Raw genomic sequence first — 25731 nt, forward strand, 5'->3', positions numbered from 1 at the left:
ACGGGAGTCACGCCGACTCCAGCCGCGACGACGGTCGTGACGTGCTGTACGGACTGTCGTGGGTCGTTTCCGTCGGTCGCCGACCACGGGAGTGGCGGCCACACCGTATCAGACCACGAGGAACACGACGCCGCTCGTGACGATGATGCCGAGTACGATGGAGACCAGCTTCCCCAACCGGTGGGTGCCGAGAATCCACGCCAACGTGGCTTTGAGGGCGGTGTTCGCGATGGCTGCGACGACGATTCCCGTCGTGGCGACCTCCGTCGAGACTGCCCCCTCGGCCGCGAGTCGACTCAGCGTGATCGTCATCGCGTCGACGTCCGCGAGCCCGGAGACGAACGCGGTCAGGTACACCCCCGACGCGCCGAACCACTCGTTGGCGTATTCGGAGACGAGCAACACGGCCGCGAAGATGGCTCCGAACAGGAGGGCTGGCTGCAAGCGGAGCGGGTTCTCGAGCGCCTCCGGTTCCACGGTTTCGTCGGTGGCGCTCCGCCAGTACAACACCCCTGCAGCGACGGCACCCACTGCGGTCATCACCCCGAGTGGGAGCGCGACGCTCGGGAGCAGATCGGGGTTGACGACGGCGACTTCGATGAGCGCGCGTGGGAACATCACGATGGAAGCGGTAACGACCGCGAACGCGCAGACGCGATGGAGCGTCGCCTTCCGAGTCGTCTTCTCGGCCATCGAAACCGTCGTCGCGGTAGAGGAGACGAAGCCGCCGACGATCCCCGTGAGGGCGATTCCCCGTTCGGGGCCGAGCAGTTCCCCGAGCACGTACGCCGCGAATCCGAGACCGGTGACGAAGACGACCATCAACCAGACGAATCGGGGATTGAGTCCGTAGAGGGGTTCGAGCGGTCGATCCGGCAGCGCGGGGAGCACGACGAGGACGACGAGGACGAACTTCGCCGACGCGCGTCGTTCGGTTTCTTCGATCCGGTCGGCGAACTCGTGTATCGGATCCTTCACCGAGAGCAACACTGTGACCACGCCGCCCGTGATGACGGCGACGACTGCCCCCCGATCCGAATGCGTCGTCATGGCTCCGAGAATCACCATGACGAGGACCGCCACGAGCGTCGTCAGGCCGAGATCGTTCTCGTACCGGATCTTGCCCACGTACGCGACGGTGAGCGGCGCGACGAGTATCCCGACGGCGACCGGAAGCATGGTCGGAAAGAACGCCTGAACGAGCGCCCCGTAGAGGGTGATCAGCGGGAACGTCCGGCTCCCGGCGAACGATCCCCCCGACTCGCTTTGCTCCCGTTCCAGACCGACGAGTGCGCCGAGACCGATCCCGAGGAGGAGATGTAAGACGAATTCGCTGAGGGAAGCGGTCGCGGGGTCGACCATCGTGTGTCGCATCTACCTGGGAGATTGTCAAACGATAGGATTATCGTAGCCTCCGTAAGGCCTCGCACACCTGATCGCCGGACTACGTGCGGTCAGGTGTGCAAATAGCGCCAACGCTACGATAGAGGGCCGGCCTACCGTCGTCCACCCGGACGACGACACGTCGGGAATCCGGTTCGACGGGTGAGCCGGACTCCACACCTCCGCGTCCGATCCTCGAACCGGTGGCGGACCGGACGCGGCCGACACGCCGTCCGCCTCGTCGACCCGACGCCAATCGCGGGCTGGCGAGTCGAAAGGCCCTTAAGAGGAAACGGCATACGAAGGGATGGACTAGGTCGGGCAGTTAGGCCCTGCTCCACCGCCCGCACTACGGTCTTCAGCGGGGACCGAACCCGGGTGCGTCCGGTCAGACCGATCCGGGCCCCGGAAGCCAACGTGGAAGCCTCGTCCTGCGGGGACAGCGGCCCACGGCGCGCGTCTGCAGGGACGCTCCGTCGTGGTTCGTCGGCGGTACCGGGTCAGGCGCGGAAGCGAGCAGCCCGTCGCCGGACGCCCGTCGCTCGGAGGATCGCGGGGTGGAGGAGGCGACCGGGACTCCCCGGGCCGGAACGCCGGGCAATCCCGCCGTCCACATTCGTACCTTCTCGTGGCGAGCAGCGGCACCGTGCCCGATACTGGCGAGCGTTGCCCCATCACTAAATATAAACACCCTGGTATTAGTTAACATGGTACGAGACAACAACGATGAAGCAAGAAGACATGGCACTCCTCCGCGACGAATGCAGTGACGGAAACGACCGCGCCTGCCACACGCTCGAACGACTCTGCGAGGACGGCCGCGACGACGCCTGTCAGTACGTGCCGAACTGATCCGTCCGTTCGACTCGCTTCTCGGCGATATCCCGATTCCAAGCCGCCGCTATCGCTCCGATCCTAGCGAACGGCGGTCCACTCGAACACCGACGGCCCGTCGACCGTCGTGGAGTCTCATACTGCTTATTGTAAGTCGTTACCGGTGCTTCGCCGGACCACTCTGGCGAACCACCGGTAAACAGTTACAATAATCCGTATCAGTCGTCGCCCGGCGTCGGGTCCGGCTCGTACGGGAGCAGTTCCGTGAGCCGTTCGGCCACCGCGGGGTCGATCAGCCCCGCCATCTCCATGGCCTCGGATTCGTAGGCCTCGAGGTCCAGCACGCTCCGGAAGAACCACGAGAGGGTGACGTACGTCTCGTGGAGGTCCGCCGCCCGTGCGCGCCCCGCGTCGGTGAGCGTCGCCCCCTCGTACGGTTCGTACGTGAGCACCCCGCCGGTTTCGAGGTCCTGGAGCATCTGCGTCGCCGTGGCCTGTGACCGGTCGACGAGGTCGGCCACCTCGCCGGAGGAGACCGGTGGGGAGCCGCGTTGCTCGGCGATGTACAGCGCGAGGAGGTACTGGGCGGTCCCGCTCATCGGGACGTCGTTACTCGCGCTCCCGTGCGGGGGTGTCGTCGGTCGGTTCCTCGTCACCGGAACCGAAGAGCCCGGCGTAGACGCCCGCCCACAGTCTCGCCCGTCGCCGCGGGCCGACCGACGTCATCGTCCTCCGGGCGCGAGACGCCGCGTCCTGGTAGCGTTCATACTCGATTAGGCCAGCCTAAAACACATATGTTTTTCGGCTGGCCTAAAGCAGGAGGTCGTCGTCCTCCGCCGGCCGTTCAGAACGGCGGCGAGTAGTCCTCGTACTCCTCCATGCGCTCCATCTCCTCGGTCTTGTCGGGCATGACGGCCGCGCGTGGTCCGCCGGCACGCCGAACCGTCACCGAGGAGATCTCGTCGGCGATCCGTCGCTTGATTGCCTTCATCGTCATGGGGGCGATCCCACAGCCGGAACACGCACCGCCGATTGCGACGGTCACCGCGCCGCTCTCGTGGTCGACGTCCTCGATCTCGAAGTGACCGCCGTGTTCCTGGATCTGCGGGACGTTGTTGTTCAGGTAGTTCCGCGTCCGCCGTTCGAGGCTTCGAGCGCTCGTACGGGTCGAAATACGCGGAGAAATGTAATAAAACTGTAGTTTTTTACGAGCCTAAAACCCACGCAGAAGTGTTAGAGGTGCCAAAAAATCCACTTTCGTCCCATTTTGTATAGAAGTATCAAGATAGTGGGAATGGTTTCGGGGCCGGGCTCTCTCCCCCCGTGGCGCCTCGTCGCTCGCTTCCTCGGGGTCGACCTCGGAAACGGGGCGTCCCGCACCCCACGACGGGGTCGCAGCGGTGGCTCCGTACGAACCCCGCGAGCGAACGGAGTGAGCGAGTGGGACTACGGGCGGCACACGGACGAAGAGAGTGCGCCGGCCGGGATTTGAACCAAAACCAGACGTGCTCGCTCCCTGCGGTCGCTGCGCGCGACTGGTAGGGTTCAGACCCCTCTGGGCGATTTTCCTCACTCCGTTCGGAAAATGCACCGGCCGGGATTTGAACCACGGTCGTTCCGCTCGCGTCCGCTCGCTTCTCTCCCTGATTCAGATCGCCAGCGTGGTGCATACACGGCTCTCACGTTCGTTCGAGACGGTATGCGCCGCCGGCCGGGATTTGAACCAAAACCAGACGTGCTCGCTCCCTGCGGTCGCTGCGCGCGACTGGTAGGGTTCAGACCCCTCTGGGCGATTTTCCTCACTCCGTTCGGAAAATGCGCCGGCCGGGATTTGAACCCGGGCCATGAGCTTGGAAGGGCGCTCGCGTCAAACGCTCGCGCTGAACCCTACAAGCCGCGTAATCGGCATTTCGGGGGTACACCCAATCTGCGACACTTGTGTAAACGTACACGAGTGGCATAAAACTATCGGATTAACCGACACGATGGTACTCAGAAAATCCCTGCGTAGCACTAATTTTGGCAGGTATTAGCGACCTTACAGTCAATTCGTGTAGAGCCTATTCATATCGAGAATCTGTTAACTATCTGGATATTCCTTAGAATAATGATGCCCCGCTCGAAACATATACCAGATGGGTACTGATCCTTCTCACGAGATCGACGCTCTCGCAATCAAGCTCGAACACCTCATCGCTCAGAATGAGGAAGTGCTGGCGGAGTACGAAGAAGAGCATACTCCATTCTCCGAATCCTCTGATTCAGGGGCTTCCGGTATAGACGCACCTGACGCTTCGGAGTTGTTCTCCTGAAACAGTTCCCGCGGAGTATCGAACCTTCGAGGTGGCTAAAGCTCTCCGTGTATCGAGCAGACTGAAAAATGACGCAGTCGTTCCCGAAGCAGGAGCGCGACTGAAACCGAGCTGACAACCTCTCTTCGCTATTTCGACGGAAGTTCGACCTCCAACCCCGAGGGTTTGACCAACGAATATACCGGTGCAATCTCGAAAAATTCAACGCCGTCTTGCGATTTTCGCCGCCTTTATGATGCTGGACGTTGTTTGTATAGTGAAGGCAATTCCTCGGAGACTTCACCTCTGTCCAGCCGTAGCTATCGCATCTCAGGGTATTGACCCTTGGAGGGTGGGGAGAGGACTAACCGCCGAGAGCCATCTGACATTCGACTAATTATGACGACAGATTCGATCTCAAACAGCGACAGCTATGACGAACTGACGAACTCCTCGGCCGGAGTAACAACTGACGAAGCCCAGGACCGACTCAAAGATACCATTTTCTCCGCACTCAACTCCGCAGAGAATACCATCGTTAACGCGCCTACCTCCCTCGGAAAATCACACCAGATCGCAACAACAGCATGGCGAGAGTATCCCGAAGTGACCGGCAGTAACTTGGTCATCCACATTCACCAGACTACGGATGCTCGAAGGGAGGCAGTGGAACGGAGTAAGGCAACTGACGGTGTAGAGTTCGAAGTCTTCGAGGGACGTGAGGACTGCTGTCCAGTTGCGGCTGGTGACTTCGATCATGAGCTTACCGCTCCGCATGGACTTGCTCCCTCTGAGTGGTTCGACTGGATGTGTGACGTTCGAAAAATCGGATTCGCTAAGGCACATTCGCAACTGGAGGGGGTGTGTGACTGTCCCTGTTCAGAACAGGGCAAGTGCCCTTCCCTCAAGCAGTGGTGGCAGACCCTCCGAGATGAAGATGGACGGCCAACGGTTGACGTTGTCCACACAACAGCGAACTTCGCTCATGTGGCTGAACTTATTGACGGTGCGAACTTGGTTTTCGATGAACGTCCCGACTACGCCCTGACTCTCGGAGATACCGAACTGCAACAAATTCGTGACTCGATCTCGAATCTCCTTGATTATCGTTCAGACGGCGAATACGCTATATCTGACGTAATAACAGCTAACCGACACGGGGACTCTGAACTGACGGAAGAGCTACGGTCGCTTCTCGACGAAGAAATCAGCCGAGATTGGTACTTTCGTCGTGAGGAAACCCATCGACTTGCACCAGCGATTGGACTGGCAATACTCAACGCTGAGGAAATCCTCGAAAACCGATGGGCAGGTGAGGATGCGAATTTCTCGGGTCGAAGGATGGGGAAACACCGTGGACTCGAAGTCGTAATGAACAGCTCGGGAAAGCTTCGGCACATCGATTACAGTCCCGATCTCTCCGAGGCAAGGTGTGTTCTCGGACTGGACGCATTTCCTTCGGACTATCGTTGGCAACTCAACACCGTGGATGATCTCACACGCGCGAACGTGTTGTCTCCCAAGGAGCGTCGTATTTGGCGGCGAAACGAACGTGGACTGAAAATCGTCCAACTTGGGGACGCTACTCGCTCCTACACGGGGGGATGGGACGGAGCTGGAAAAGAACGCTCAGCCGGCCTCATTCACATCCTTGTCCGAAAGCATGGAGGGGATTTCGGATCGTGTATCACAGCCAGCAAAATTGAAGACGATGTTCGCCAGCAAATGACTGCGGCGGGTATCGAGAAGCCACGAACCATGCATTACGGTGCGCAAAACAGTCGGAACGACTTCGGAAATGAAGGGATAGGTTTGCTCGCAGGCTGTATTGACCCGGGTGATAAGAACATCCTTGACCTGTTGGCCCTCGGTGGTCGGTATGCATGGCCTGAGATGATAACCACCGAGGAAGGGGAGAAGAAACGGAAGCCTGGACGTTCGTTTGTGGGGCCGGATTCGGACACTGCACAGGATATTCTCGTATCGGTACGCGAGTCAAATATCGCACAGGCCGCAGGTCGATACGCTCGTGACCCCCGCTCACCGGGATCGTCTGCACTCGTGTACGTCTGGTCCGACGCGTGTCCTGAGTCACTGACTGATGAAGTAATCGAAGTTAGCTATCATTCGTTTACTGACGCGCGGGAAGACATGGTTGATGCACTCCAGAATGGTTGTCGAACAACGACCGATGTTGTGGGTGAAACTGGTTCGGATAGGTCATATGTCCTTGACTGTCTGGATCAGTTTTGTGAACGGAACCTCGTGAACAAGAGCGAAAGAACGGGAAAGTACGGTGCAACCGAATGGGAGTGGCTTGGCGGTGAAGTTGGAACGACGAAAATCCACGTCCATCTTGACTGCTGAAATCATTGGGTGTCCCACATAGGGACATTAGGTGAGATACCCTACGATTCCGCCGGAGAGTTCCAAGCCTTCGAGGTGGTTTACAGTCGGGGATTAGAGTCCGCTCTGAACTGGTCTGTTCCTCCCCCTCGAAGGATTTCTTCTCTCCAGCTCAAGTACCGCCTATTGAAGCTTCGGGTGGGAATTGGAGATGGGAAGCCTCGGATCAAAGCTCAGTAGCGTTCTCGACCAAACATTGCCAGCGGGAGGGGCCGAACATACCCTAACCGTTCGCAGGTTCCTCTCAAAAGATGTGTGCCCAATCGAACGAAACAAATCGTCCGTCAGCACTACACCGCGTAATTCAGTTCTGATAGTAACGCACATGGGTACTAAATGCCCCCATGCATATCACCAGATGGATGACGAATCGCGTAATCTCTGATTACATCACACCAGCCGACGAGATTCAGTCGGCTGACGGGGGGATTACGGCTGACAACCTCCTTGACGAGGTCAGTCTCTACAATCTCTACGACAGCCGGGATTCTCCCGAGCAAGACGCCGAACGGATTCTGAACATCACCTACCCAACCGAGACACTCAGCGCCATTATCGAACGGACAGCGGAGAAGTTCGATGACTCATCAAGTGTCTCTGAGGGGGCGCACATCATCGGTGGCGAGTTCGGGAGCGGGAAGAGCCACATCGAACTCGTTCTGTACCACCTTCTCTCCTCACCGAAGTTGGGAGAGGAGTGGCTACAGGAGAACGACATCGACGCCACGCTTCCCTCGAACGCACAGACCACCGCCCTCCAGATGCTCAACCTCGACCGCAACTACGACAAACTCCACGTCGCGGTAGGGGACTATCTGGACATCGACGAGTGGCAGGAGGGCAACCCTCCGAGCGTTCACGAGATCCGGGACGCCCTTGACGACCGCCCAACCGCGGTCTTCATCGACGAGTTTGAGCGGTGGTTCGGGATGAGCGGTCGTGCCGACTACCGCGACGACAACCTCGGCTTCCTCCAGAACCTTCTCGAAGCCGCCGGGCGCGACGACACGCCACTCGCGGTCTACGTCTCGCTCCTGTACGAAGAGGCGGACGTGGAATCGATTCTGCCCCGGACCAATCCCTTCCGGCACGATCTCTCCCGACGGCGCGACGAGAAGATCCGCTTCCTCCTTCACCGGCTCGTTGGTGATGTGTCCGATCCTAATGGCCTCGAATCTCTCGCCAAGGAGTACACGGATGTCTACCGGAACAACGGGCAGATTCAGCTCTCCGATTATCAGGACATGGAGGGGCGCATCGAAGATTACTACCCCTTCCATCCGACGGCGCTGGAGACGCTGATGGACAAGTTCTCCGAACAGCAGGGTCATCAGGACGCCCGTGGACTGCTCCACCTCCTCACCGAGATTCTCGCCGACAACTACCACGAGGTAGATCTCATCCTCACGGGCGACATCGACGTGTTCGAGTACACCGGCTGGTTCCGGTTCATCGACGAGGAGTTGGTGAGCAAGTACCTCAACGACTATCACCGGCTCGGCGAAGCGTCTACAGACGAGCGGGACAGCGAGAAGGCCTTTGGGCCACACGTCGAGGAACTACTCAATATCGTTCTGCTCCACAGTCTCGCCCGAGGAGGTGAAGAAGGAGCGAACAAGCGGCAGATGCTCATGGGGACGATGCGGAAGGGCAAGAACGCCCACGAGATCGTCCAGACGTTCAAGGAAGATGTGTACGGTCACGCGTGGCACGTCTTCCGCATCAATGGCGAGTACGCCTTCGATACCGATGAGAACCCGGCGGCACGCATCGAGAAAAAGGCCGAGGACATCCACAAGAATACGGCCATCCATCGTGTCGAACGACTTGTCACGGACGACCTCTTCGGAGGACACAGCAACGTCCACATCCTCGACCCCGTCAACACCGAACAGGACATCCCCGATAGCAAGACGCTGAAGATCGTCGTCTCCCTCTCGGCCAAACAGAACCAACTCGCCTACAACCAGCAATTCGAGGAACTCACGACGGGACAGGAACGCGAGTTCAACAATACCATCGCTCTCTTCACGCCGCAGAAACGGTCGAGCGTTGATTCAAACACCGGCATCAGAGAACTTGCACGCAAGGTGGTTGCGGGGGAACAACTCGACCGAGAGGAGGAGGTTCTGCCCGAGGGGTTCAACGACATCCACGAACAGAACTACCAGAACCTCCTCGACCGTGTTCGAGACAAGTACGGGACAGTCCACGTCTCGACCGACCGAGGACTCGTTCCGGAGGACATCTCGGTGGCCGAGGGGGAGGACTTCTACACGGCCACCATCGATGTGATCAGGCCGGACATCAGTCAAGTTCGCTCCGAGGTCGAAGAAGTGGTCGAAGAGAAGGAGGGTGGCGGCATCCAGTACCAGTACCTCCTCAACGACTTCTACCGGAACACGAAGTATCCGACTCTCACCGACGAGCAGGAACTGAAGGATGCCATCGACGAACTCTGCCGCGACGAGATCGTCAAAGTCGGGAGTTACTTCGGGAAGCCGGTGGGGAGCATCGGGAGCGATACCGTTCTGGTTCACGAAGACTACGTACAGACCGTCGAAGAAGAGGACGACGAGCCGGCGACCATCACCGTTGACTCCACGAGTATGGCTGGTGGAGGGAGTCTCTCGACAGAGGGACAGTCAACGTTAGACTCAGAAGGGGATGGAGAGAGCGATACCGTATCCGGAGCCACGGCAGTATTCGAATGTCCGGAGTGCGGTGAGGAATTGCAGGGAACGAGTTGTGAGTGTGGGTTCGAGTTCGATGCCTCGGACATCAAAGAGGGGAAAGTCACAGTCGAAGGTGGAGACGCCACGTCACTCGTAGAGCAGTTCGAGGCTCTGAAAGACGAAGTGGAAGAGGAAGACCTCGAAGGGACGACGACCTCACGATTCCCCGCCTTCGACAAACTGGACGCGACGGACAAGCCGAGCCTCATCGACACGTTGGAACGCGAACTCGGTATTGGCTGGAAGATTCATACGGTCAATCTGACCTACTCCGGAACGCTGGACGCTGACGGCGTCTCCAGCCGGGGCCTCGATGAGGATGATCTCGCCGAGCGAGTCACCACCGAGGAAACGCTCGAAATCGATCCCGAGGAACCACTCTCGCGGAACGATCTCCTGAACGGCGTCCTCCTCCGGCTTGACGTTCCCGACGACGCCGAGTTCGAGGTGTGGCTGGAGGTCGAGAAGGATGAGTAGCGGTCTCTACGGAAGCGAACAACTGTCCGAACTGGTCAGAGGTGAGTCCGTCCTCGACGGAGCGTTCGAGTGCTTGCGGCGTATCTGGTCCAGACCGGACGCGCTTGACGGACAGACCCTCACCGACTCGGAGTATCGCACGCGCCTGCTGGAACACCACCTCGCGGCGCAAGAGCCTAAATTGTATGACGAACTCAATGCCTCGATGGGTGACCATCCAATCACACGCCTTGACTCCGGTTGTGGCGTCATCATGGACGCCCTCAGTCTACGGGAGGGCTTCCAGCTTCTCAGCGATCTTCCCGACGAACACGGGTGGGACGTGACGTTGGAGTGGTCAGGAGTCGAACGGCTCCCCTCCGAGACGACGTTCATCTGTCGGGAGTGGTTCGACGCCCACAGCCCATCGGCGGTGAATCGAGACGACTACCGATTCGTCGGCGATCTCGACGTACCGCAGTTGCCCGCGTCAGATCCAGCGTTCGTCTGGACGCGCCATCCCGACCGTCGGCTCGAAGAGTCGTTCAAGGGGAACTACTCCTCGGAGGCGATGACCGACATCTACAGCGACACGAAGGGTTTGCTGGAGGAAATCGTCGCCGAGAGCGTCCACGACGAGTTCCTCGTAACCAGCGACCACGGCTACGTCAACGTACAGGACACCAACCCGTACGTTCTCTCCGACAGCAACGAAGACGCGCTGTCGAGCAAGTTCTCCGGGCGACACCGCGAGGTTGCGGACGACTATGCGCTTGACCAACTCCACGATGCAGGTGTCATCGAACGAGCGGGGGGTCACTACGTGGTCAAGGGCCACTACCACCCGACGAAGCCCGGCGCGACAAAGCACATCCGGCACGGCGGACTCAGCCTGCCGGAGTGTATGACGCCCGTTCTGCGAATCACGACATAGGAGCTACTCATGGACAACAAAACTGAGACTTGGGACAAACTCCCGCTGAATCTGATGGACGAACTGGCCGAGAAGGAGACGTATCGACGCGACGTGTACCGCCCCATATACTCGCTTCACAAGTGGTGGGCGCGTCGGCCCGGCTCCACGTTCCGCTGTCTCGGCCTCGCGGCACTCACAGATGATACCATCACGAAAGACGACATCCTTACCGAGCGGACGACCGGGAGCCACGACGGGCTGTACATCGACTCCTACGACGAGCAAATCAACCCGAACGACGAACACATCGACCGCGACGTGACTGTCCTCGATCCTTTCGCCGGAGGGGGAACGACGCTGGTCGAGATGAACCGCCTCGGCGCGGATGTCGTCGGCTACGAACTCAACCCCGTCGCGTGGTGGACGGAGAAGAAATCGATGGACGATGTGAACCTTGATGTTCTCGAACGTGAGTCAGACCGGATTCTGGAGGAGGTGCGAGATGAACTCGGGGAGTACTACACAACCGTCGATCCCGAGACAGGGCAGGAGTGCGAGGTTCTATACTACTTCCAGTCACAGCGGATTCCGTGTCTGACGTGCGACGAGGAAGTTCAATTGTTCCCGCGCTACGAATTGTCAAGGACAAAGAAAACGAGTCCGGGTGTTCTGTACTGTCCGAATCAGGAATGTGACGACCGTATCATCGAACTACAAGACCGCGACAAAGGCCTTGACGAAGGAACGGAAGTCACCGCCGCAAGTGGCGTCACGATGACTGTTTCGACTGATGGAAATGAGGTCTGTCCAAACTGTGGCCACGAGTTTGACCCGACTGATGGAAACGCCGGATGGGGAAAGTACACCTGTTCAAACGGACATAAACACGATATTAAGGAAACACTACGAAGAAAGGATGAGAAGCCAAAATTTGAGCGATTCGCACTTCAGTACGTAGACCCGCAAGGAAACAAGAAATTCAAAGAGTTCGATTCAACCGACTCTGAGTTAGTAAAATCGGCCAAAAAACGTCTTAACGAACTCAGAGAGGAACTTCCGCTTCCCAATCAGAGGATTCCAGAAGGGATGGCGATGACAACCGGAGCCTTGCGAAACTACAATTACGAACGGTTTAATGAAGTCTTCACCGACCGACATCTTCTGACGTTTGGATTACTGTTTGACCGTGCTTGGAAGACGAAAAAGAAGGAGTTCAAGAACGCGGATGCTCAGAATATCGCAGAATTCCTCGTTACCGGCGTGTCGAACAACTTGGAGTACAACGGAAAACTGGTGAAGTGGGGTATCACCTACTCAATTTCAGGACATGTTTTTGAGCGTCACGCCTACATCCCACGAGTACAACCGATTGAAGGTAATCCTCTCAACAGCCACGGTAGCCGTAATGCGTTAGGTAACTTCTTTGATAAAATCTTGGAAGCAAAGCGATACTGTAAGGAGCCGTTTGAGAAAGTCAAGAATCGACAGACAGGCGATGTTGAGCAGTACTACGCCACGAACGAATCAATCAGCGAAGACAGAGTTGCAGGGCTAAACTGCTCAACGGCAGAGCGAATTGATGCCGATGATGAGTCAGTTGATTACGTCATTACCGATCCTCCGTACTACGACAACGTACAGTATTCGAAACTATCTGATTACTTCTACGTGTGGCTTCGTGAGTGCCTTCACGAAGAGTACGATGAGTTCAAACCAGAACTCGTCCCGAAGGCGCGAGAGATAGTCGCCAACGAGAACGCCAACAAGGACGAGGAGTTCTTCGTCAAGTCGCTCGCCAACGTGTTCTCGGAGTGTCACCGCGTCCTCAAACAGGACGGGGAGATGATTTTCACCTATCACCACAACGAGAACGAAGCGTGGTCGGTGATTCTGGAGGCACTCATTGAGAGCGGGTTCACCATCACGGGTGCGTACCCCGTCCAGTCGGAGATGCCGAACAGTCCTCACATCTCCGAACTCGACAACGCGGAGTACGACATCCTCGTGTTCGCCAACAAGGAGCAAGCCGACGAGGAAATCACGCTCACGGAACTTCGACAGAACCTCTTCTTCGAGTTGCAAGACATGGCCGAAGAAGAGCGAGAGCGTCACGAAGATCTCTCCAAGGCTGACCTCGGCGTTATCCTTCGCGGGAAGTGTATGTACTACTACTCCCGGTACTACCCGAACGTCTACTCCGAGGGCGAGCAGGCGGGCATCGACGAGGCGTTGGAAACGGTGGACTCCATCATCGAACAGGTTCTCGAAGGCTCGGTCAACCTCCCGGCGAGCATCGATGCGATGAGCGAGGCCTACGCCGCTTTCGTCCAGCGTGGTCCAGAAGGGTACGACGACCTCAACAAGCAACTGCTCGCCAAGAATCTGAACGTCAGCGACCTCGAAGATGAGAAACTCGTGAAGGGGCCGCGCAAGCTGAAGGAGCCGGTTCCTGCTGATGAGAGGGTCCATCACATCGAGGGGAAATTGAACGGAAACATCACTTCCGACCGCTTGCTCGACATCGACAAAGTACAGTACCTCTACCATCTGTACATCACAGATCAGAACACCGCCGAGTACCTCAGCGAGTGGAAATCCAGCGACCTCGAAGAGTTGGCAGAGTTCATGGCTGACGCCACGGACGACGACCGCTACGAGAGCGTGATGGAAATGAGCCTCTCACAGTTCTAATTATGAGTCTCCACGCTGGTTACAATCTCGTGACGGATGCGGTGGAAGACACCGAAGAATCGATTCCAGCACTTGCCTTCTTCCGCCGACTTGCAGGAGATGGTTCGCTCCCCTCTCGTGTGACCGTTACCGGCTTGGAAGATCTCCTGTACCGTGCCGACGAGGAGGACTTGGACAACGCCGCTCGAGAACTCCGTGACGTACTTCGAGATGTGAGTTCGTTCCACGGGCCGCAGGCTGTCCAATTCGTATTCGACGGTGATCTCGTCGACGATGACGTGTTTACCGTTCGAATCGAACGAGGAGGTGACGCGGTCTATCTCCCTGTCGGGAATCTCTTCGTAGAGGAACCGAACCTCATCACGGCGAATCACGCTGTCGCCCGGAAATAGGCCCTCCTTTAGGTACCGCTTTGTTTCCCCTCGCTTCATGCCGCTTCACCGCAGTCTCCAGTGTCGTAGTAGAGATCGTTGGGTGTTCCACATGGGGACATTAAGTGGGATACCCAACGATTCCGCGAGTTTTTTCAGCCTTAGAGGCGGGGTAAGAGAACCCGCTGTCCTCGTTAAGATGGTGGGAAGATAGATACCAAAACCGACTCTATGCGTCGGAAATCGTCGGTTGAAACAGAGAGTGTTAATTCCCGGTAGTCGTCAAGATCGCGCTTCCTTCGATAGCTCGTGAAACGGTACAGGCGACTCCAGAGAGCGTTAGGCCGCCATGCAGTCAGTTTGTTCGAGTCGCCACGCGGCTGATTTCGGCGCTCTCGGTAACCGTCGACACGTTCTCGTGTTCAGAGTTTCCCGAATTGCTCACTGCAGAATGTAGCGGACAGACAGATTCGAAGTGCTAACACTCTCGATATATCACTTCACCCATTGGCGTCCAACCGATGCCTCCTTCTCCCATCGAGCCACCGGTATGGAGTTTGAATCTCGAAAGTTCAACCCCGTGTTTTACGGCCCAAACCACGGCAGAAATCAACACCCGAACAATGAAAACAGCAATACCGCCGAACTCAACAGTCACTTCGGGTATCTTTGGTAGTTGGAGTTTGTCCGTCAGGTTCGTCCACTCATTAAGCACGGCGTAGATTTCTGATCCCCGCTTATAAGCGTTGTAGACCTTTTTTGCCAACGGCGCAAACTGTTTTTTGATGAGGAGTTTTATTGGTTTACCAGAGTCAGTGAACTCCGTTTGAATCGGCCAGTGTTGATCGAGGTAAGTGTACGTTGGGTGTTCTGAAGCTGATTGGTAACGCATGACACGTCTTGTACCTTCTCGCACAAAAAGACAGGGTGACAACCAACAGTCGTGTCAAGTTAAGCGTGAAGAGTGAGGCGTGCTGATTTCTGAGTGTCTATGCCCGAAATCACACGCCTCAGCGACGGTAGCGACTGGATCGAATTAGATTTTGTGGAGCGTCAGCGGACACCCGAGTTCGCGATGCGGCTCGGTATTCAGATGCACGTGGCTGGACTATCACTTTCGAATACCATCTCGATTCTTGAAAGGTTGGGTGTCGAACGCTCTCGAACGGCCGTCCACAACTGGGTGCAGAAGGCCGATCTACAGCCCGAAGGCGGTGCGAGCCCGAATCACGTTGCGCTTGACGAAACCGTGATTCGAATCAACGATCAGCAATACTGGCTGTACGCCGCCATTGATCCTGAAACAAACACATTCCTTCACATACGGCTTTTTAGCACGTATACGACTGGTTTAACCGAAATCTTCCTGAGCGAATTACGCGAGAAACACGATGTCGAAACCGCCGTGTTTCTCGTCGACGATGCTCAATGGCTCCAAACTGCCCTCGATCGACACGGCCTCGATTGCAGATACGAACGCCATGGCAATCGGAATGCCGTCGAACGTCTATTTCGTGAGATAAAACGACGAACCTCTTCGTTTTCAAATACGTTCAGCCACGTGGAGCCGACGACAGCAGAATCGTGGCTCCAAGCCCTCGCTGTCTGGTGGAATCGATGCCAAAGTTAACACGACCCAACCAACGATGGGATCTTTCATCAAAACCTGTAACGAACCTTAGAGTTGGTTTTTTTCGGTCAGGGATTCAGTTGCTTGGAACTGTTCGTAAGAACACTCAGTAGGAGGGCTTGCTTCTACCCCCACCTCTATGCGTGGTTACTCTTGCGATAAAGAGCAGTTTATACTCAAATACCAAAGGCCAAATGTCGCTCTCTCGTACCATCAGTTAATGAGCGAGTCAGAAGACGGGGCTACGAGGCCAACAATATCAGTCGCAGTTGTAGACAACTCACACACGAACGAGATCCCGGATAATATCGACTCTGACCTCTATACGACAACAAGACCAGAGTCCTCGTTGGTTGAGTTTGCGGCTGATCCTGACGGTGAGCTGGCAGAGGCACTCAGGCGGAACGGATTTGACGTGTGAAGTAACCCACCGTTGATCGCTTGTTCCGCTGAGTTACCTTTTCACCAGTGCTTCTTCGCCCGATGAGTCGCTTTCATCAGAGGTTGCGTCAATAAGCGCCTTTGCGACCGCACTCTTTCGGTGGCTGACTTGCAGATGTTGGTACAGTCGGGTCGAAGTGTTTCTCGCCTCATCACAGACAGGACACTTGGCCGGTGAATCACTCATGAGCATCTTCGGGGTCGGAATCTGGGTCTTTGCCTGGACACAGCACATCCGGCCCACGATTACGAGGTGATCTCTCCACGAACTCCCTTATTCTCTGGAGATCGTCTTCTGTGAGGCCAGTAGTCATGCAAGTGTGAGTCAGTCTTCAGGAGAAAAAGAATTGCTATGAGGGCTATTGAGCCGTCTGGACCAGATCTCTTAGCGGGATCGCGACCGACTGATTCTCGCCCTATTTTGATTGATCTTTCCGCCAATCCTCGTTGATCTCGTACGTGTTCTCCCTCCGGACTGTCGTTCCGAGTCATTGAGGAGATCATGTTGACACCCGCTCTATGCGTGGTTACTCCACTTCACACACGACCTCTCGAAGTCTCGTCGCACTGGTTGTCAGCTTAATTGCCGAGATGGCCGGCACTCCACGATTCCATCGGCAGTTCCGAATCTCCGAGGCGGCTGTTTCTCACTCAATACATGACCAGTAGAACTCTCCGACAAGATGTAGTTCTATCAGTTACAATTGAGCGACTGATGTACACGGAGGAACGCTACCGAACGGTTCAGGTTGATCTCTTTAAATCTGATACTCTATATCCGGGTTCCCATCCCCATCATGACCAAGCCCAATTAGCACTAATAAGTGTAGCAGAGATTGAAAATGTACACGACCAACTCTGTCAAAAACAGGATGATGAAAGACACTGGTATCAGCAACAACTCATAACTAAGGCAATCAATAGTGTTGCCTCAGTTCACCTTCTGACTTGGAACCAGTTCTATGACTCTGCATATCGAGACGTACGAACTCTAATTGAGACGTATCTGATTTTGAACTATATGAACGATCACAAAATCGAGACTGCAAGAGGATTTCTGAGACAGGAACGCGAGATACTCAATTCTGACTTGGAGGCAGGTTCTGGAGAATGGCAATGGGAAGAACTCCACGTCGAAGATGCGTTCCACGATATGCTTCAAAAAGAGAAATCGCGTTTGAAGAACACAGATCATGAGTTCGGCCGACTATTCAATTTGCTCAGTAATCGGAACGTTCATCCAATTCGTATTGACGGGGTTGATGTGGACCGAAATTACTCCGAAGAGGAAGATTTGCAACTTCTCAGATGGCAGTTGGATATTCTTCTCGGACTCATTATCCAGTTAATCAAATTGTACTCAGACACTGAGGGCTATTCAGGAATGAAAGAGAGCTTAGAACCAGTGTGGGTGGAAATTGAGGAAAATCATGAACCTGATCCTCTCTTAGAGGTTGGGCTTGAGAACTTCCCTGAAGAAATTTAACGCAATTTCCAGTCTCAGACCACCAATCTCGCTGACGAGCTTACCTACTCTGCCGATTTTCGATCTGAGTAGTGTTCCAACTGCCCTGGCTGTTTCGACAATTGACGTTTTATTTAACAAATTTCGAGTAATTATTCGAATCACTTTAGACGGCTGTCTAACGGGCTTAGATTACCAGTATGATTCATCCCTTTCGCAACCTCAAGAAACCAAACAGCGGTTAGTGTGCGGCTCTCTGTTGGAATCTGTTGGGTAGCCGCTCCCGTCGATCTCACATTGTCGTCTTGATGAGCGGTGAACTACTATGGAACGGTTATATTGGAGTTGATATACTGTATTACTAAGGATGTGTTCTAAACCTTAGAGTCGGCTTGTTGGTCATGGGTTTTAACAGCATAAAATAGGTTATATAAGAGTTCATTTTACTGTGTTTCTTATACTTGCTGTAGTTGTTACTCTTACTGTAGGTGGTTTTGTATATACACTATAGTAGTAATAATAGTAGTAGTAGTAACCGCGTATAGTCCACTTGCCTGTGTTACGCTGATTGTCGAAACCTCAGCACACCCTCTATGCGTTTTTTCTCGAAGTGTGACGTACTAAGTCCCTGTACCTGAGAGGTTAGAAACCCCCTATTCCACCTGACCGAACTCCGTGAACTCCTCCAACCGAACATCCGACCAGTGATACGCGTTCCCACGCCCGCCGCGCCGGTGAGTGACGTATCCTTCCTCGTCCAGCTCTTTCATCAGCTCACCGACCTGCTTCGTCCCGACCGACGTGTTCGACGCGATCTCCTTGTTGGTAAGCTCGCCATCGGGCCAATCATGCGAACAACGGAGCGCCGCTACAACCTCTTGCATCCCCTCAGACCACGTCTTGATCCGCAAGGGTTCGGGAGTGACCCACCTCGGTAGTCGGGATGTGTGGACATACACTGCCGCTCCATGCGTGTCAGCACTCGGGGTCCGACCAAAACGTAGCACGGCCTGAAGAACCTCTTTCTCGACAACGTCTCGAAACAGCGCGTTACCAAGTCCCCCGAAGTCGAGATCGTCGCCACGGGTCGGCTGTCCATCTTCCCGCTCCTTCCGTTCGATGGATTCCCCATCGAGAGCGCCCCATCGTTTGACAGCCTCATTCTCTGGTGGGTGAGGGCTTCCAATCACCGCGCCAACACGGACTTCTGCGAACCTGTTACTTCCTTTGAGATTGCCGTAGTGTTCCACGCCCTCTATGAGTGACAATACGTCTGATGACTCGTACTGTGCTTGAGCTTGCTTTGAGGTGATAACCGCTGGCCGAGACTCTTCTCGCTCGTAGATCCCCTCCAGCAACGCTCCATCGGATTTGGTATTGACGTGCTTACCGCTCTGATACGGCTTCGAACCAGCATCTGTTTGCTTGATTTCGAGGCCAAGAACGTCCCGTAGGTACTCCCGTTTCTCCGTATCTGAGTCAAGCACTTCCTCGCGTTCTATCCAGTTTCCACCGAGGGCCAGTCGCCATTTGGTTACTGTGGGAGTTCCGTCCAAAGCAACGACGCTTTCCGAAGCATAGAGTGGGGGCGGAATGAGGACAGTCCATTCGTCTTCGGGACTTCGAACGGCTATTCGTCCCGATCTAAGGGTAGCGCACTCCCACTCGTTATCCAGTAGTTCAAACTCAAGTCCAGCATAGGTGAGGAGCGGAGCATGAGCATGGAATCCGGGGTTCTGTTGAAGATGTAGTCTCGTATCCCTGTGAGAGTAGAAACCGAGGTTTTCCTTCCACTCCTTGACCTCCTCCTCGTACTCAGAATCGTCTCCACGTTCACTCAGATCCTTCCAGTTCTCGAACGGAAGAGTGTCTTCAGCTTTCAGGTAGTTGCTGATCGCTCTCGTCGCTTCGTTATGTGTCGGTTCGAAAAAGTACGCATCACCCGGAAACTCGTCGATAGCGACGTACCGACCTTCCAAGTAGTCTCGATTGTGAGCTTGGAGGTAGTGACCGATCAGCACGTCGTAGTCCTCGGGATCGAACTCCCGCCGCTCCATGTATCGACACTTCCCTTGTTGCTGGCAGGGTAGTGGTTGACCGAAGTATTGGCGAGCGTTTTCGTGGATTTCTGCTCCGGAGATTCCCGACTCATAGATCTGGTTGACCTCCGCCTCCAAGGGTAGATCCTCTCCCATTGTTTCACAGTCATGCTGAAAAGCAGGTAGTGAGAGGAAACTCAGACCCATCTCTTCACACCACTCCACGTATTGTCCGTAGAGTTCTCGTCGAGAAGTGAAGACGGTAAGTGGATTTCCTGTCCTCTCAGCCCACTTGATAACTCCATAGCTCTTGCCCATCGCCGGGAGAGCTTCTACGAGGGTAGTGTTGTCTTGGTCGAAAGCGCGACGAATAGAGGCATCGAGGCGATCCCGAACCTTAGAGAGGGTTAGTGATGGACTTGGTTCCTCAAATAGAGCGATAAGTTGACGAGTGGAGGAGAGGATTAAATAGTGCCGGAAGTCGTATCAAACAACAAGTTAATGATAATTTTCTAATACATCTGAATGTCCCCTCATCCGTAGATTTAACCGTGTATATTGAAACGAATAAACAGTTCAAATAGTGTTGGTCGAATTTATGGGGATGGGGACGGCGTTATTGGGACTTCTTGGATTAGGGGTAGTCGGCTGTTGCGGTTCGAAACAGCAACAGCAACAACAGATTACGGTGTCAGACAACAGCAGTTCGGCACCAAAACGGGTTTGTCCTGACTGCGGGATGGAGAATCCCACGGAAGCAAATCACTGTGGTGACTGTGGTTTCACTTTTAAACCTTCTGAGGATGAAGATGACCAGTGACGATTCCGATGAGCTGTCACCGAGTGATTGGAATTACAGACACAATGAACGAACCGAACCCAGTAAAGCCAAGGCAGTTATAATCCTTTCTTCGATAGGATTTGGTATCATTTTATCATTCTTTTTAATTTTTAGTGGAGATCCATTTCTCGGATTAGTCGTTTTGACAATTGGACTTTTGCCGATGCTTTCTACGAAAATGGCCAGAGAAGATCTCAAGCACATGATGACAGATCACGACGAAGGAAGAAACCATTCAGGGAGCCAGCAACAACAGATCAGTAACTCAACAGCAAAGCAAATTTGTTCTGACTGCGGCTGGCAAAATCCTCATTCTAATAATTTCTGTATAGATTGCGGCAGAGAGTTGGGGCAAAATGAGTGATCAGAATCAGACGGGGGAGAATGATTTTGCAGACTCCTCACAGGGATCTCAGAAAGAACGAAATGATCCGAGTGGGAAATACAAGTCTGCTGACCCGCTTCACGAACGGATACATCCCATCTTGGCGTGGGTGATTGTTATTGTCGCTTTTTTGATTTGTGGGCTTATTGGTTCAGCAATAACTCAAATAACCAATATAGTGTTTTATATGATATTCGGATATTTGGGTGCAATCCCGTTCTATGCATTCCTAACGAAATCAGGGTCGAAATGGCGAAATAATGTGAAGTCATACCTGAATTCGAGCAGTCAGACGCAGATCAAAAAGACAACCCGTAAAAAGCAAATTTGCTCAAGTTGCGGCTGGCAAAACAGTCAAGAGAACAATTTCTGCCACGATTGTGGAACGGAGCTTGGAGATTGACAAGAGAATTTCTCGAGGATATTTTTCGAGTTTCAAATAAAATCCTCCGCCCGTATCCACTCTGTCACTCTCGTCCAGACCGTTCCTTATCTTACCGAGGTCGGTATTTCGGGTTGTGCGCTCGATGTACCGGGATGTACACGAGTGGGATACTGACTATGCTGACGTATCCTGTATGGGGTGCTTCTCTGACTCCGGCATTATCCATCTTGTTAGGAGTTGTACTGCTAATTCCTGGAGGAATAGACGGCGTTACGCAATTGATTGGTGATCGTGAAAGTACGAATTCAATCCGGGTTCTTACGGGCGTTCTACTCGGCGTAGGTGTCGTTCTCTTCGCAAACGGCGGAATTCTATTTCTGCTTGGTGTTCTGTTTCAACAAAACTAAATTTCTTTACTCCACCCCATCTCCTCTGATCGCTTTTCGAACCCCTCGGATTCCAAAATGTGTTCCATCGCAGGGTGCATCACGTTGTTCGTCGTCACTTCGGAGAGGCCGTGTGCTTGGCTCATGGCTATGAACTCGTTGACAGCGGCTCGTGCGATTCCCTTGTCTCGTAAGTGAAGTTCGACCTCAATCATTTCCATTTTCCCTGGGAATCCTTCGATAGCTCCAACGTATTCACCGTTCAGCAGTATGTTGTATCCTAACGTCCCTTTGGTGAGGATTACGTCCTCCGGATCGATTTGAGTAGTATCGTCTTCCATTATTTCACCACATTGAATCGGCGGCTTTCGTCGCGGCATCGACCGACCCACGAGTGTACCGCATCGTCGTTTCGACGTTCTTGTGCCGAAGCTGGTTCTTCGCCAGATAGATCCCCTCCTGTTCAGCCCACATTGAGGCCGATCCGTGACGGAAGGAATACCACGACAGGTTACGGCCCTGCTGGTCGAGATCGGCCGCCTCGATGAGTTTGGACAGCACGCGATTCAGCGTACCTGACCCGTAGGTGTTCCCCGTCCGGGTAAGCCACACCGCGTCCCGTCCGTCGTAGAGGTCGTAACTCCCGCGCTCCGAGAGCCAATTGCTCACGGCGGTAACTGATTTGCTGGAAAGCGCACACTCCCACTCGGCGTCGTTCTTCGTGGACTCATCTTTCGGGACGAGCATCTTCTTGTTCTCCAGATTGAACCAGTCTACCTTCGCACGCCCCACCTCGATGGGTCGAAGTCCACAGTCTGAGGACACAGAAACAATTGAAGGGATTTTCCACGAGTTTGCCCGCTCGAACTCTTCGGCACCGATCTCCGATTTGGGCATCTCGAATCGCTGAGCGAGATACGCCTTGATCTGATCACGTTCCGACCGACTAACGCTGTGGTAGCTCTTGACGGAGCTGATAGCGAGTGCGGCTTCGTAGAGCGCCCGCATCTCTTCGGGGTAGAACTTGTCCTTGGTGGAGGAATCTGAGTTGGTGTCCAGCGGAATGTCGTGGCTCCACTCGGGAATGTCCTTGTTCCGCTTCTCGCGGAAGAACTTGAACAGACGCTTCAGTGATTTCTCGAACGTGTAGACGTAAGTTTCAGGATGCGTCGTTCGCCGGACGAGAAATTCGATTAGTTCCGTTGCGTCATCGGGGGTGAACTCTTTGGTGTAGCTTTCTTCGCGTTCCCACAACCAACGGTAGGCTTCTTCGACCTTGTAGTGGGTCGTCCGCACCGTAGCATCAGCGTAGCCTTCTCGCTTGTAGGTATCCCGCCCCTCGATGAGTAGCCATTCGAGGAAGGTCTGCTTGAAGTCTCGATAGTCGTCTCCGAGAAGCGCGGAGAAATCATCGAGTCGTTCTTCCGTTGCCTCTGCTACCGGAGGAACCGGAAATTCGACCGTCTTAGTGGTGTCTTCCTTGAGTTGCATGAGTATCACTCCCCGGTTCGGCATTAGCTGAAGCCCGTGGTTTCGGGGCTTCCTTGCCTACCCACTCTAATCGCCACACGGCGGCGGGGTAATCTCCATTAGCCGAACCGGAAGATTTTCTCTATATTTGGTTTCTGACTGTTTCGCGCCGCAAAATGAGCGTACGAGGCGTGAAACGCCGATTCATGCGCCGGCCGGGATTTGAACCCGGGCCATGAGCTTGGAAGGCTCAGGTCCTACCACTAGACCACCGGCGCCCACGAGTCGGTTCTCGACGGGAGGATAAGGCAGTTACGTTAGCCGTCGGACGGCGTCACACACCCCCAGCCAAGAGCGCCGCGTCGACGAGGAGGAGGGTGGCGAGGGCGGCACCAGCGCGGAAGTACGGTCGGCCGACGTCGGCGAGAGCCGGGACGTCGGCGTCGCCGCCGAGGGTAAAGCCCCGGCGGAAGTACGCACCGAGTCCGGGCGGGTCGCCGCGAGACTGGCACATGCGATAGACGCCGAGTTCGACGAGGCCGTTCATCAGGGTCCACAGCGCCGCCATCCCGAGGACGAGGTGGCCGGCGGTCGTGCCGAACAGCCGCGGGAGGGAATAGAGCAGCCACAGCTGGTAGGCGCCGGTGAGCGGCAGGGCGACCCCGGTCCATCGAGTCACCTGGAGGAGGCCGTCGACGCTCCGCGCGAACGCCGCCGGCGAGAGGTCGCCGGCCGACGCCGCCGGGATGACCGCGTAGACGGCGTACAGGACGCCGCCGGTCCAGAACGCCGCCGACACGACGTGGACGACGTACGAGAGGGCGAGCGCAGGGTCCATCGTTCCGGCGGCAGTCGGCCTTAGTCGTCGGCGGGCGACTCGACGGCTTCCTCGCGGAAGGCGCGGGCGGCCTCGCGGAGCGACGCCGAGATGGCCGGCACCTCGTCGGCGTCGACGGCGCCCCGTTCCTCGATCTCCTCGACGCTCCGGGGGAACGGCCGGAGGTCCATGTGGATCGCGATGCCGGCTTTGGCCCCCTGGCCCATGGCGACGGGGATCTGGTTGTGTCCCGGGACGAGGTCGCCGACGGCGTAGACCCCGTCGACGCTGGTCCGGCCGTGGTCGTCGACCTGGACGGTCCCGTCGTCGTTCAGGTCACAGCCGACATCGGCCGCGAGGTCGTTGTTGTACTCGGAGCCGTACATGGGGAAGCCACCGCGGTACTCGCGGACCGTCCCGTCCGCGAACTCGAAGCTCTCGAGCCAGCCGTCGAGCCCTCGGTTCATCCCCGTGATCTCCTCGTGGATCACGTCGATCGGGTGGGCACGGAGCATGCGGTCGGTCTCGTCGCTCCAGGTCGGATCGTCGCCGCGGGTGAGGAGGTCCACCTCGTCGGTGAAGTTGAGCATGATCATGGCGACGTAGGCGGCGCTGTCGCCGTGACCCATCACGTACACCGACTCGTCGACGAACATGTAGGCGTCACAGTGCAGGCAGTAGTGGAGACCCCGACCCGTCGGCGGGAGCGGCGGGTCGGGTTTGGCGTCGGAGAAGCCGGTCGCGAGGACGACCCGATCGGTACGGATCGTCCCGTCGTCGGTTTCGAGGGCGAAGGTCCGGCCGTCGTCGCGGCGTTCGAGGCCGGAGGCGAAGCTTCGACGGTGGGTCGCACCGTAGGCCTGCACCTGCTCGCGTGCCGTCTGCAGGAACTCGACGCCGGAGACGTCCTCGGTGACGCCGATGACGTTGTGCGTGTCCTGCATCATGGCTGCACGGCCGCCGCCACGGTCCACGACGACGGTGTCCAGCCCGAGACGGGTCGTGTAGAGCGCGGCGGTCAGGCCGGCCGGCCCCCCGCCGACGACGGCGACGTCGAAGTCGTGCGTATCGCTCATCGGTCCCTAGTACCGACGCCGTGGGGTTAAGTCCCCCACGTCTGTGCACGGATTCGTCCCGACCGCTCAGCGGGACGGGGGACCGACCACGGCGTAGCAGTTGCCGCTCGACTCGAAGCGGTCGACGGGTTCGAGGTCGCTCGCGGCCAGGTCCTCGTCGAACTCCGTGGGGTCGTAGACGTGGTAATACCGGGGGAGCGTCTCGCCGCCGGGGAGCGTCCAGTCGACGGTCGTATCGAAGCCGGCCGTCGCGTCGAAGCGGTCGTGGGTCGTGCTCCAGACGCCGACGAGGGCCCGACCGCCCGGCGCGAGGACGCGCGCGAGTTCGTCGAGGCTCCCGATCCGTCGTTCCCGCGGCCGGAGGTGATGGAGCGCCGCGACGTAGACGCCGAGGCCGACCCGGTCGGCGCGGACGGGGAGGCGTGCCGCGTCCCCCTGGAGCAGGTCGACCGCGAAGCCGCGGTCCGTCCGGCGGTCCCGTGCCGTCCGCAGGAGGCCGCGGCTGACGTCGAGTCCGAGGACGCGGTCGGCGACGTCCGCGAGCACCTCCGCGTGGCGGCCGTTCCCACAGCCGACGTCGAGCGCCAGCGCGGCCGGGTCCGCGTCGGCGACGAACGATTCGACCTCCGGCCACGGGTGTTCGCGCGTCGCGGCGAAATGTTCCGCGATGCGGTCGTAGGTGTGTCGTGGCTCCGGGGCCTCCATGGGCATCC

General features: G+C 56.3%; 22 protein-coding genes, 1 tRNA gene and 1 other RNA gene. 13 read left to right on the forward strand and 11 right to left on the reverse strand.

The annotated features are described in order from the left end of the window. Window positions 1–108: 108 nt before the first annotated feature. A complete protein-coding gene (locus NO364_RS09435) occupies window positions 109–1362 on the reverse strand; it encodes an MgtC/SapB family protein (RefSeq protein WP_420191860.1) in 1254 nt (417 codons plus the stop codon). Between the two features lie 326 nt (window positions 1363–1688). On the opposite strand from NO364_RS09435, the gene ffs reads away from it, so the two are divergent. Next, an RNA gene (gene ffs / locus NO364_RS09440) (signal recognition particle sRNA) lies at window positions 1689–1999 on the forward strand. Window positions 2000–2109: 110 nt separating this feature from the next. Continuing rightward, entirely contained in the window at window positions 2110–2235 is a 126-nt protein-coding gene (locus NO364_RS09445) for a hypothetical protein (protein ID WP_257627362.1), read from the forward strand. A 200-nt stretch (window positions 2236–2435) separates the two neighbouring features. On the opposite strand, the gene NO364_RS09450 is transcribed toward NO364_RS09445, so the two are convergent. Together NO364_RS09450 and NO364_RS09455 are read right to left on the reverse strand one after the other, a co-directional pair. Continuing rightward, entirely contained in the window at window positions 2436–2816 is a 381-nt protein-coding gene (locus tag NO364_RS09450) for a metal-dependent transcriptional regulator (protein ID WP_257627363.1), read from the reverse strand. Window positions 2817–3061: 245 nt separating this feature from the next. After that, window positions 3062–3391, reverse strand: a complete 330-nt coding sequence (locus NO364_RS09455; protein ID WP_257629114.1) for a NifU family protein — start codon at window positions 3389–3391, stop codon at window positions 3062–3064. A gap of 961 nt (window positions 3392–4352) precedes the next feature. Here NO364_RS09455 and NO364_RS09460 point away from each other — a divergent pair. The 6 genes from NO364_RS09460 (at window position 4353) to NO364_RS18445 (ending at window position 14104) form a co-directional block, all read left to right on the forward strand. Continuing rightward, window positions 4353–4529, forward strand: a complete 177-nt coding sequence (locus NO364_RS09460; protein ID WP_257627364.1) for a hypothetical protein — start codon at window positions 4353–4355, stop codon at window positions 4527–4529. Between the two features lie 378 nt (window positions 4530–4907). Continuing rightward, window positions 4908–6875: a hypothetical protein gene (locus tag NO364_RS09465; RefSeq protein WP_257627365.1), complete on the forward strand. Its 1968-nt coding sequence runs from the start codon at window positions 4908–4910 to the stop codon at window positions 6873–6875. Window positions 6876–7276: 401 nt separating this feature from the next. After that, the gene (locus tag NO364_RS09470) at window positions 7277–10126 is read left to right on the forward strand and encodes a hypothetical protein (RefSeq protein ID WP_257627366.1); all 2850 of its coding nucleotides are present in this window, start codon (window positions 7277–7279) and stop codon (window positions 10124–10126) included. After that, window positions 10068–11039 (forward strand): hypothetical protein, encoded by a 972-nt coding sequence (locus NO364_RS09475; RefSeq protein ID WP_257627367.1) that lies wholly within the window; start codon window positions 10068–10070, stop codon window positions 11037–11039. The genes NO364_RS09470 and NO364_RS09475 overlap by 59 nt, the downstream gene beginning before the upstream one ends. A 9-nt stretch (window positions 11040–11048) precedes the next feature. Next, entirely contained in the window at window positions 11049–13712 is a 2664-nt protein-coding gene (locus NO364_RS09480; protein ID WP_257627368.1) for a DUF1156 domain-containing protein, read from the forward strand. 2 nt (window positions 13713–13714) lie between these two features. Next, on the forward strand, window positions 13715–14104 hold the full coding sequence (locus NO364_RS18445) for a DUF8076 family protein (protein WP_474509143.1): 390 nt from the start codon (window positions 13715–13717) through the stop codon (window positions 14102–14104). 457 nt (window positions 14105–14561) lie between these two features. Here the strand turns inward: NO364_RS18445 and NO364_RS09490 are convergent, their stop codons facing one another. Beyond that, window positions 14562–14975: a hypothetical protein gene (locus NO364_RS09490; protein ID WP_257627370.1), complete on the reverse strand. Its 414-nt coding sequence runs from the start codon at window positions 14973–14975 to the stop codon at window positions 14562–14564. A gap of 99 nt (window positions 14976–15074) precedes the next feature. Here NO364_RS09490 and NO364_RS09495 point away from each other — a divergent pair, with 99 nt between their 5' ends. The 3 genes from NO364_RS09495 to NO364_RS09505 all read left to right on the forward strand — a co-directional run bounded on the left by NO364_RS09495 (window position 15075) and on the right by NO364_RS09505 (window position 17640). After that, window positions 15075–15713, forward strand: a complete 639-nt coding sequence (locus tag NO364_RS09495) for an IS6 family transposase (protein WP_251331022.1) — start codon at window positions 15075–15077, stop codon at window positions 15711–15713. Between the two features lie 220 nt (window positions 15714–15933). Then, window positions 15934–16134, forward strand: coding sequence for a hypothetical protein (locus NO364_RS09500; protein ID WP_257627371.1), 201 nt, complete (start codon window positions 15934–15936; stop codon window positions 16132–16134). A gap of 735 nt (window positions 16135–16869) precedes the next feature. Then, window positions 16870–17640: a DUF5677 domain-containing protein gene (locus NO364_RS09505; protein ID WP_257627372.1), complete on the forward strand. Its 771-nt coding sequence runs from the start codon at window positions 16870–16872 to the stop codon at window positions 17638–17640. A 632-nt stretch (window positions 17641–18272) separates the two neighbouring features. On the opposite strand, the gene NO364_RS09510 is transcribed toward NO364_RS09505, so the two are convergent. After that, on the reverse strand, window positions 18273–19976 hold the full coding sequence (locus NO364_RS09510; RefSeq protein WP_257627373.1) for a hypothetical protein: 1704 nt from the start codon (window positions 19974–19976) through the stop codon (window positions 18273–18275). Between the two features lie 491 nt (window positions 19977–20467). Between NO364_RS09510 and NO364_RS09515 the strand changes: the two genes are divergently transcribed. Together NO364_RS09515 and NO364_RS18375 are read left to right on the forward strand one after the other, a co-directional pair. Then, window positions 20468–20863 (forward strand): zinc-ribbon domain-containing protein, encoded by a 396-nt coding sequence (locus NO364_RS09515; RefSeq protein WP_257627374.1) that lies wholly within the window; start codon window positions 20468–20470, stop codon window positions 20861–20863. Between the two features lie 420 nt (window positions 20864–21283). Beyond that, a complete protein-coding gene (locus tag NO364_RS18375; protein WP_425491991.1) occupies window positions 21284–21676 on the forward strand; it encodes a DUF2085 domain-containing protein in 393 nt (130 codons plus the stop codon). Here the strand turns inward: NO364_RS18375 and NO364_RS09520 are convergent. The 6 genes from NO364_RS09520 to NO364_RS09545 form a co-directional block, all read right to left on the reverse strand. Further along, entirely contained in the window at window positions 21673–21996 is a 324-nt protein-coding gene (locus NO364_RS09520; protein ID WP_257627375.1) for a hypothetical protein, read from the reverse strand. The genes NO364_RS18375 and NO364_RS09520 overlap by 4 nt on opposite strands. Before the next feature lie 4 nt (window positions 21997–22000). Next, on the reverse strand, window positions 22001–23146 hold the full coding sequence (locus tag NO364_RS09525) for a tyrosine-type recombinase/integrase (RefSeq protein WP_257627376.1): 1146 nt from the start codon (window positions 23144–23146) through the stop codon (window positions 22001–22003). A 186-nt stretch (window positions 23147–23332) separates the two neighbouring features. After that, window positions 23333–23403 (reverse strand) — tRNA-Gly (locus tag NO364_RS09530). Window positions 23404–23459: 56 nt separating this feature from the next. After that, window positions 23460–23963, reverse strand: a complete 504-nt coding sequence (locus NO364_RS09535) for a copper resistance protein CopD (protein ID WP_257627377.1) — start codon at window positions 23961–23963, stop codon at window positions 23460–23462. 20 nt (window positions 23964–23983) lie between these two features. Beyond that, entirely contained in the window at window positions 23984–25018 is a 1035-nt protein-coding gene (locus NO364_RS09540) for an NAD(P)/FAD-dependent oxidoreductase (RefSeq protein WP_257627378.1), read from the reverse strand. A 66-nt stretch (window positions 25019–25084) separates the two neighbouring features. After that, entirely contained in the window at window positions 25085–25723 is a 639-nt protein-coding gene (locus NO364_RS09545) for a class I SAM-dependent methyltransferase (protein ID WP_257627379.1), read from the reverse strand. Window positions 25724–25731: the final 8 nt, after the last annotated feature.

It is taken from the genome of Haloplanus salinarum (genome assembly GCF_024498175.1).
Classification (GTDB): domain Archaea; phylum Halobacteriota; class Halobacteria; order Halobacteriales; family Haloferacaceae; genus Haloplanus; species Haloplanus salinarum.

Excerpts from the sequence above, each read along its gene's own strand:
- NO364_RS09435 (WP_420191860.1), bottom strand. The coding sequence starts at position 1,362 with ATGGTCGACCCCGCGACCGCTTCCCTCAGCGAATTCGTCTTACATCTC.
- NO364_RS09445 (WP_257627362.1), top strand. The coding sequence starts at position 2,110 with ATGAAGCAAGAAGACATGGCACTCCTCCGCGACGAATGCAGTGACGGA.
- NO364_RS09450 (WP_257627363.1), bottom strand. The coding sequence starts at position 2,816 with ATGAGCGGGACCGCCCAGTACCTCCTCGCGCTGTACATCGCCGAGCAA.
- NO364_RS09460 (WP_257627364.1), top strand. The coding sequence starts at position 4,353 with ATGGGTACTGATCCTTCTCACGAGATCGACGCTCTCGCAATCAAGCTC.
- NO364_RS09465 (WP_257627365.1), top strand. The coding sequence starts at position 4,908 with ATGACGACAGATTCGATCTCAAACAGCGACAGCTATGACGAACTGACG.
- NO364_RS09470 (WP_257627366.1), top strand. The coding sequence starts at position 7,277 with ATGACGAATCGCGTAATCTCTGATTACATCACACCAGCCGACGAGATT.
- NO364_RS09480 (WP_257627368.1), top strand. The coding sequence starts at position 11,049 with ATGGACAACAAAACTGAGACTTGGGACAAACTCCCGCTGAATCTGATG.
- NO364_RS18445 (WP_474509143.1), top strand. The coding sequence starts at position 13,715 with ATGAGTCTCCACGCTGGTTACAATCTCGTGACGGATGCGGTGGAAGAC.
- NO364_RS09490 (WP_257627370.1), bottom strand. The coding sequence starts at position 14,975 with ATGCGTTACCAATCAGCTTCAGAACACCCAACGTACACTTACCTCGAT.
- NO364_RS09495 (WP_251331022.1), top strand. The coding sequence starts at position 15,075 with ATGCCCGAAATCACACGCCTCAGCGACGGTAGCGACTGGATCGAATTA.
- NO364_RS09500 (WP_257627371.1), top strand. The coding sequence starts at position 15,934 with ATGAGCGAGTCAGAAGACGGGGCTACGAGGCCAACAATATCAGTCGCA.
- NO364_RS09505 (WP_257627372.1), top strand. The coding sequence starts at position 16,870 with ATGTACACGGAGGAACGCTACCGAACGGTTCAGGTTGATCTCTTTAAA.
- NO364_RS09510 (WP_257627373.1), bottom strand. The coding sequence starts at position 19,976 with ATGGGCAAGAGCTATGGAGTTATCAAGTGGGCTGAGAGGACAGGAAAT.
- NO364_RS09515 (WP_257627374.1), top strand. The coding sequence starts at position 20,468 with ATGACCAGTGACGATTCCGATGAGCTGTCACCGAGTGATTGGAATTAC.
- NO364_RS09520 (WP_257627375.1), bottom strand. The coding sequence starts at position 21,996 with ATGGAAGACGATACTACTCAAATCGATCCGGAGGACGTAATCCTCACC.
- NO364_RS09525 (WP_257627376.1), bottom strand. The coding sequence starts at position 23,146 with ATGCAACTCAAGGAAGACACCACTAAGACGGTCGAATTTCCGGTTCCT.
- NO364_RS09535 (WP_257627377.1), bottom strand. The coding sequence starts at position 23,963 with ATGGACCCTGCGCTCGCCCTCTCGTACGTCGTCCACGTCGTGTCGGCG.
- NO364_RS09540 (WP_257627378.1), bottom strand. The coding sequence starts at position 25,018 with ATGAGCGATACGCACGACTTCGACGTCGCCGTCGTCGGCGGGGGGCCG.
- NO364_RS09545 (WP_257627379.1), bottom strand. The coding sequence starts at position 25,723 with ATGGAGGCCCCGGAGCCACGACACACCTACGACCGCATCGCGGAACAT.